Raw genomic sequence first — 6,000 nt, 5'->3', positions numbered from 1 at the left:
GGCGGTATCCACTGCATCACCCAGCAGCAGCCGAAGCGTGCAGGTCAGTGAGCTGACCAGGGAATACGCCGAATGATAGCTAGCTCTAGTTAGCCTTACTTAGCCCTACTCGGCTCCCATGAGCAAGATCATTCTCCCATTCGTCTCCCATGGGAGAAGCGGACAGCCCCCAACGCTGACGTATACGTTGGGGGGCTGCACCATGTGACCAGGGTGGGGCAACCACCCGGGGAGGCGGACACGGCCCCACCCTGGCCGCTCTGTGCAACGCGGAACCGGCGCCAGCGGCACGCCGCGGCACTGCTCGGGAACACGCGTCTGCTCGGCCCTGACCTGCCTGACAAGGTCGGACAGCAGGACGGCCGCCCGCCGACGAGGGGGTACTCACGGCAGGCGGCCGTCCTGCTGTCCGGCGTCGGTGGCCGCGCCGGGCAATGCGGGGCGCTCGAACGCGCCCCTCGCGGGGGACGTACCCGCTGACTCCAGCGCGCGACGCGGAGGCAGGGCCGGTACGTCAGGGGGCCGTCGGCATCGGCCGACGACGGATCATCCCCAGCCGGCGTCCGCAGGAGCGGCGACGATGTTGCCCGGCGGCGGGGTGCCCCAGCCGGCGTCCGCCACCACCGCGGTGACCGGCGATGTCTCGCCCGCACTCGCGATTCCGGCACCGGCCAGGAGAACGCACAGCGCCGCGGTGGCGGCGTACAACAGTCTCTTCAAGAGGGACCTCCGGAAATTCAAACGGTTCCCCGTGTGCTGCGGGGCTCTTAGGCTGACACGAGCTTGGTGCATGATCCAAGCAATCTGAGGTGCGGGAAACTGCACTCTGCTCGGTGCGGATATCCGCACGCCGCTTGAAGGGGGTCCGGTGAAGCACCGCAAAGAGAACAAAGAGAACGACACCGAAGTCATGGGCCTGCCGATCACCGAGGCCGAGGGCCGGACGTACCAAGCCATCGCCGCAGGCGAAAGCGTCCAGAATGGGGAGCACGTAGGACGACTCGTCGCGCTGGGTCTGGTCGAGATCACCAAAGGCGGAGTGGTCGCCCTCGATCCCCGAGTAGCGATGCAGCGGCTGCTCGCCAGCGAGCGTGCTTCCCTGCTCCAAACGATCGAACGCATGAACCGGATCTCTCAGCTGGAAAGTTTGGCCGCGCATTTCGACCCGAATCGAATGTACGGCGGGCCAGCCTCCGAGCTGTTCCCTTCCCGAACGCTCATGAATGTCCGCATCGGGGAAGCGCTGGAGAGCGCGGCGTCTGAGTTCCTCTCCGTCCAGCCCACCCAGCCCCAGCAGCGCGACCCTGTCGTCCACCGCCTGGGCGTGCAGCGCACCAAGGCACTTCTGGACAAGGGCGTCTCCGCACGGTCGCTCTACACGGCGGAGGCTCTGGCGCACGGCCCTACACGGGAGTACGTCGCCGAGCTGCTCGCGGCTGGCGCCGAGGTCCGGGTCGGCACCGTGTTGCCGCCCCGCATGATGGTCGTGGACACCCGGTTTCTGTTTATCGACAACGCTGTCGTGCCAGCCGAACGAGATGCTGGCTGGTGCGTCGTCGACGTCGCCTCCGTCGCTTGGGCACGGCTGGTCTTCGACACCGCGTGGGCCCAGTGCGTTCCCTGGGGGCAGGCGCTGAGTCAGGCACAGAAGGCGGTCACCTCTGACCGGCAGCGAGCCATCCTGCGGGAGATGGAGAAGGGCCTCCTGCAGGCGGCCGTCGCCGTCGCGCTCGACCTCAGTGAACGCACCGTGAACAAGGAACTGGCTTCCTTGCGTGACCACCTGGGCCTGCAGTCCACCTACCAGCTCATCGCCTGGTGGGCGACCAGTGCTGACCGGGGGCTGCCGTAGCCCGAGGATGTGCCGCCACCTTGGGCGGATCGGGGCTGATTGTGCTTACCAAGATCACAAAATTTGCCCGGCTGGGCAAAGACAGCCGAGCATGATCACTAGAGCGTGGTCGAGTGCCACTCGACCCGATGCCCGACTGGGTACTCACTCGCCGCCGGGAGATCGGGGCACGCATCCGCGCCGCACGGCTGGCAGCCAACCTGAGCCAGGTCGGGCTCGGCGAACTCGTCGGCAGGGATCACCGCACCATCCACCGCTGGGAGTACGCGCAGCGCATCCCCGACCTCGAGGATCTGCTGCTGCTCGCCGCGGCGACGGGGGTCAGCGTTGCCGATCTCGTCAGGGATTGAGCGGCCCGCCCCGACGGGGGTGACAGGGGCGGGCCGCGGTCTCACTTGCCGGTCACGGTCGGCGGGGAATCACGAATCCCCGCACCGGCCGCTCTTCCTGCGGGTCACGGGAGTCCGGCTGCTGCGCGCGCTTCCACGCCGCGACCAGGTCCGCGTACCGCGGGTCGATCCACTCGGACGACATGGCCACCTCCTGGGGTGGTGGGTCAGAGGGCGGGCTGGCCGCTGCCGGGGCACGTCTCCGTGCCGCTGCCGCCTCGCTGGTGGATCGTGGTCGGCTCGCCGGTCTGCGAGCCGACGCCGGCGCCGCACACGGGGCACGAGCCCTCAACCTGGCCGGGGTCGAAACGGTGGTCCATCCCTTGCTCCTTCACATCGGTGTGGTGGTGCAGTGGGTGGTGCACTCCCCGTACCGCGGCGCGGCCGGGGAGGTCTCAGATGCGGCGCACGAACGCCTTCGCGCCGTTGTGGAACGCAGCGGTGACGCCGACGTGGTTCGGGTTGTTGCCCTCGCGGGTGGACCAGCGCTCGATGGTGGCGATCAGCGGGGACTCGGCGCGGCCGAGGACGGCGGCCAGCCACTCCTCGCCGCCGTCCTGCACCGTGGTGTCCGTCCAGGCCGCAGGCTGGCCCTGGATGTCAGCGGTGGGGGTGTCGTGCTTCTCGCCGTCAGCGAGCTGGCCGGTGATCTGCCACCGCGTCTCACGGCCCCCCACGGTCACGGCGAACCCGAACGGGTACCGGGACTCGCCGGCCTCCTCGAGGGAGCGCACCTGGCCGACTCCCGCCGTGTTCTTGATGACGTCGATCGCGAAGTCCTGGAATCGGTCGGGACGCATAAGTGGATCTTTTCTCTCGTGGCGGGCGGGGTCGGGACAGTCTAGGAGGACCGCTGAGGCGACATGCCGGTGCGCGGTGGCCGCCCCCGAGCCCCGAGTGCTGCTGCGGCGCCGAGTTCACATCGGCTACCTTGCTGCCCATTACAGCGAGGTGGTGCAGCGATGGCAGGGAGTGAGGCGTTCGCCCGGGACGGGCGGCCAGTGTGCGGCGTGTGCCCGTCCCTGCGGTGCCCGGGCGGGACGTTCGACGTCGTCGACCGCCCCTCCCGTGACTGTCCCTTCGACCCGGAGACCGGCCACCGCTTCACCGCGGCCGGAGTGCCCGTGTGCGTGCACCCCGAGCGCGTCGGGCTGCCCGCCGCTCCGTACGCCACGGAGGGGCTGCTGCTGCCGTGGGAGACCCCGCCGCCCGCCGAGGCCGACGAGGTTCCCACCTGGGTACGCGCCGTGCTCCACGCGGCACCACCGGACGCCTGCGACGAGGTGATCCAGCAGGCGACCTCGATCCTGCTCGCGGCTGACCCCGACACGGACGTCACAGCGGTACTCCGCGCGGCCCTGAGCTAGGCCGCAGCCAGCTCGGCGAAGTCCAGGGCGTGCTCCCGCCCGGACCGACCCATGCCGATGCTCGCGTACAGGCCGGCCAGGACCTCGCGGCGGCGGACGACCTCCTCGTGGTCCAGCCAGTACCGCGGCGGCGGCTCCTCACCCCACGCCAGGCGGTAGCACTCCTCGGTGTACCCACCGGCCCGGTAGTCCGTGTGCTCCTGGTCGGTCTGGTGGATGATGCCGACCCCGCAGGCGTCGGCGATCCGCGTGAGCAGCTGCGCCTGCGCGAGCATGGCGTGCGTCATCTCGTCGACCGGGACGGCGATCGGGATCTCCGCCGCCTGGTCGCTGCCGGTGAGTTCGTACACGGCGGCCTTCAGCGCCAGGGCGCGCAGGCCTTCCTCGAACAGCGGCTCGGCGTCGGCCTCCAGGTTCCACTGGCTCACGACCGGGAAGCCGGTGAAGCACTGCCAGTCGTCGCTGTACTGCAGGCTCGCGGCCTGGAACGCGGGGAACTCGCGGTCGGCCTTGAGGGTCTCCAGCACGGCCTTGGCGACGTCGGCGACGGCGTGCGCCGCGGGCAACTCGACCTGGGACATGGGTGTCCTCTCTGGTTGGGTTGTAACGGATGAGTGGGGCTTGACCGGCGCCCCCGCGGGAACGAGCGCATCCGTGGGGGTGCCGGCGTTTTAGGGGGCGGCCGGAACGGTGTCCTGCTCGGCAGCCAGTTCGGCCAGGTCGACGACTGTGGTGTCCAGCAGGGAGATGGCCAGTTGGCCGCCGAGGACCCACGGCAGGCGCGGGCTGTTCAGATGGAAGACATCGCTTTCCGTCGGGACGACGCCGGTCCGGCCGGGGCGGTACTCCTTCCCGTACACGGCATCGGCGATCGGGCGGCCGACGCGCACCGCGACCACGTTGCTGTACAGGTGGGGGCACAACCGGGCGGCTGCGGTCGCGCACGGTCGGCAGACCGGCGGGTGCGTCGTCATCTGTCCTTCCGGCCAACCCGGCCGTGCCCGGTCGTCCTCCAGGAGCCACAGCCAGCCTCGCTCGTCCCGGTCCGCGGGGCAGCCGCACACCTGGCATAGCAGCCGGCGCATCGCCCGTCGCTGCCGGGGCCCGTGCACCGTCCCGTACTGCGGAACCCCGCCACCGGGGCGCAGCCCAGTCGGGTGCCACAGGACGCCGTCGCTGCCGCGGGCGTGGCCGAGGATGGCGATTCCGCTCGGGGTGGGATACACGCGTGGCAGAGGCACGATCTCACTGCTCCAGGCAGCGATGTAAGGGACGGGGTGACCCTTGTAGGTCAACGGCGTAGACATGGCTCCAGGAGGGTCGAAGGGACGAGGGGAAGCGTCGGCCGTGCGCGACGGGGGTGACACGCACGGCCGACGCGGCCTACGGGGCATCCAGCCGGCCGATCAGCACAAGGTGTTCCATCAGCTCGTTGGTCGCCCACCCCAGCCGCCGGGCGTATCCCAGGACTTCCCGGCGGTCGGTCGGTACGGTCTCCGAGCAGGCGGCGCGAGCGCACGCGAGCAGCCTGTCCGACGCCGCGGCCCCCGGGCGGGGCTCCGCGGCCGTGGCCACGAGTTGCCCGAGCTGGGCGCGGATGCGGCGGAGGGGGCCCTCGAGTTCAGCCACGGGCGGGAGGACATCGTCGAGTACCTCCGCGACGTCATCGAGGAGCGCTTCGACGTCGGCTCCTGTCCACCGAAGGAGCTTCGCGAGGACTAGGGCGAGCCCAGCGGCGTCCATGGGGGGCGTCCACGACGGTGCCAGCGCCGAGGAGACGGCCGGGGCCGTCACCGCGGCCCTCCCGTCGGTACGACGAACCGGCACCAGGTCACGTCTCCGACCGGGCTTTGTCCCCAGGCGCCGCCGTGCTCCCGCATGAGGGCGGCGAGGAGCAGCAGGCCCCGTCCGGACTCCTCGTCATCGGTAGCGGTACGGACTCGGCCCCGGCCTGGCATGCCGTCGGACACGGCGACGTACACGCTGCCGTCGCCCACGGTCATGGTCAGTCCGACGCTGGTGCCGCCGCTGTGAAGGATGGCGTTCGTGACCAGCTCGGAGACGGCGAGTGTCACGTCCCCGATCAGGTCCTCCAGCCCGCAGTAGCGCAGCCGGGCCGCCAGGACACGGCGCATGGCGCCCACCCAGCGGGAGTCTTCGGCACTCGGCGGCATACCAGGGGCGCGCGGGGTGACCGTGAACGCGAGGTTCATCGTGTCGTCGCGGTACCCACGCCGGAGCGGTGCGGAGGAGACGGCATCAAGAGCAGCGTTTCGACAGGCGTGCTCCTGCGCCACGAGCTTCGTCATGGTCGGCTCCATGTCGAGATGGCCAGTGACGACATGGTGGCCCCACAACTAGGCCCCAACTATCCTGACTTCAGGATAGTTGG

11 protein-coding genes are annotated in these 6,000 nt (G+C 70.1%); 3 read left to right on the top strand and 8 right to left on the bottom strand.

What is annotated here, in order from left to right; translation table 11 throughout:
• Positions 1 to 546 precede the first annotated feature (546 nt).
• Positions 547 to 720: a hypothetical protein gene (locus ACFC02_RS21810; RefSeq protein WP_376359674.1), complete on the bottom strand. Its 174-nt coding sequence runs from the start codon at positions 718 to 720 to the stop codon at positions 547 to 549.
• Positions 721 to 868: 148 nt separating this feature from the next.
• On the opposite strand from ACFC02_RS21810, the gene ACFC02_RS21805 reads away from it, so the two are divergent.
• On the top strand, positions 869 to 1,852 hold the full coding sequence (locus ACFC02_RS21805; protein ID WP_376359671.1) for a LuxR C-terminal-related transcriptional regulator: 984 nt from the start codon (positions 869 to 871) through the stop codon (positions 1,850 to 1,852).
• 128 nt (positions 1,853 to 1,980) lie between these two features.
• The gene (locus ACFC02_RS21800; protein ID WP_376359668.1) at positions 1,981 to 2,202 is read left to right on the top strand and encodes a helix-turn-helix domain-containing protein; all 222 of its coding nucleotides are present in this window, start codon (positions 1,981 to 1,983) and stop codon (positions 2,200 to 2,202) included.
• A 52-nt stretch (positions 2,203 to 2,254) separates the two neighbouring features.
• Here the strand turns inward: ACFC02_RS21800 and ACFC02_RS21795 are convergent, their stop codons facing one another.
• The 3 genes from ACFC02_RS21795 to ACFC02_RS21785 form a co-directional block, all read right to left on the bottom strand.
• Positions 2,255 to 2,386 carry a hypothetical protein gene (locus ACFC02_RS21795; RefSeq protein ID WP_376359665.1) on the bottom strand — a complete coding sequence of 44 codons (132 nt, stop codon included), beginning with the start codon at positions 2,384 to 2,386 and terminating at the stop codon, positions 2,255 to 2,257.
• A gap of 22 nt (positions 2,387 to 2,408) precedes the next feature.
• Positions 2,409 to 2,561: a hypothetical protein gene (locus ACFC02_RS21790; protein ID WP_376359662.1), complete on the bottom strand. Its 153-nt coding sequence runs from the start codon at positions 2,559 to 2,561 to the stop codon at positions 2,409 to 2,411.
• 75 nt (positions 2,562 to 2,636) lie between these two features.
• The gene (locus ACFC02_RS21785; protein WP_376359659.1) at positions 2,637 to 3,041 is read right to left on the bottom strand and encodes a hypothetical protein; all 405 of its coding nucleotides are present in this window, start codon (positions 3,039 to 3,041) and stop codon (positions 2,637 to 2,639) included.
• 162 nt (positions 3,042 to 3,203) lie between these two features.
• Between ACFC02_RS21785 and ACFC02_RS21780 the strand changes: the two genes are divergently transcribed.
• The gene (locus tag ACFC02_RS21780) at positions 3,204 to 3,608 is read left to right on the top strand and encodes a hypothetical protein (protein ID WP_376359656.1); all 405 of its coding nucleotides are present in this window, start codon (positions 3,204 to 3,206) and stop codon (positions 3,606 to 3,608) included.
• On the opposite strand, the gene ACFC02_RS21775 is transcribed toward ACFC02_RS21780, so the two are convergent.
• From ACFC02_RS21775 to ACFC02_RS21760, 4 genes are all read right to left on the bottom strand, one after another.
• Complete coding sequence (locus tag ACFC02_RS21775; RefSeq protein ID WP_376359653.1) at positions 3,605 to 4,189, bottom strand: hypothetical protein; 585 nt, start codon at positions 4,187 to 4,189, stop codon at positions 3,605 to 3,607. The genes ACFC02_RS21780 and ACFC02_RS21775 overlap by 4 nt on opposite strands.
• A 90-nt stretch (positions 4,190 to 4,279) precedes the next feature.
• Positions 4,280 to 4,915: a hypothetical protein gene (locus tag ACFC02_RS21770; RefSeq protein WP_376359650.1), complete on the bottom strand. Its 636-nt coding sequence runs from the start codon at positions 4,913 to 4,915 to the stop codon at positions 4,280 to 4,282.
• Between the two features lie 76 nt (positions 4,916 to 4,991).
• A complete protein-coding gene (locus ACFC02_RS21765; protein WP_376359647.1) occupies positions 4,992 to 5,351 on the bottom strand; it encodes a DUF6415 family natural product biosynthesis protein in 360 nt (119 codons plus the stop codon).
• Positions 5,352 to 5,398: 47 nt separating this feature from the next.
• Complete coding sequence (locus ACFC02_RS21760; protein WP_376359644.1) at positions 5,399 to 5,917, bottom strand: ATP-binding protein; 519 nt, start codon at positions 5,915 to 5,917, stop codon at positions 5,399 to 5,401.
• Positions 5,918 to 6,000 lie beyond the last annotated feature (83 nt).

The sequence above is a fragment of the Streptomyces sp. NPDC056160 genome (assembly GCF_042268205.1).
Taxonomy (GTDB): Bacteria; Actinomycetota; Actinomycetes; order Streptomycetales; family Streptomycetaceae; genus Streptomyces.
This window is presented reverse-complemented; position numbering and strand designations above follow the sequence as displayed.

Coding starts and splice junctions, on each gene's coding strand:
- ACFC02_RS21800 (WP_376359668.1), top strand. CDS start 1,981: ATGCCCGACTGGGTACTCACTCGCCGCCGGGAGATCGGGGCACGCATC.
- ACFC02_RS21795 (WP_376359665.1), bottom strand. CDS start 2,386: ATGTCGTCCGAGTGGATCGACCCGCGGTACGCGGACCTGGTCGCGGCG.
- ACFC02_RS21790 (WP_376359662.1), bottom strand. CDS start 2,561: ATGGACCACCGTTTCGACCCCGGCCAGGTTGAGGGCTCGTGCCCCGTG.
- ACFC02_RS21785 (WP_376359659.1), bottom strand. CDS start 3,041: ATGCGTCCCGACCGATTCCAGGACTTCGCGATCGACGTCATCAAGAAC.
- ACFC02_RS21780 (WP_376359656.1), top strand. CDS start 3,204: ATGGCAGGGAGTGAGGCGTTCGCCCGGGACGGGCGGCCAGTGTGCGGC.
- ACFC02_RS21775 (WP_376359653.1), bottom strand. CDS start 4,189: ATGTCCCAGGTCGAGTTGCCCGCGGCGCACGCCGTCGCCGACGTCGCC.
- ACFC02_RS21770 (WP_376359650.1), bottom strand. CDS start 4,915: ATGTCTACGCCGTTGACCTACAAGGGTCACCCCGTCCCTTACATCGCT.
- ACFC02_RS21765 (WP_376359647.1), bottom strand. CDS start 5,351: ATGGACGCCGCTGGGCTCGCCCTAGTCCTCGCGAAGCTCCTTCGGTGG.
- ACFC02_RS21760 (WP_376359644.1), bottom strand. CDS start 5,917: ATGACGAAGCTCGTGGCGCAGGAGCACGCCTGTCGAAACGCTGCTCTT.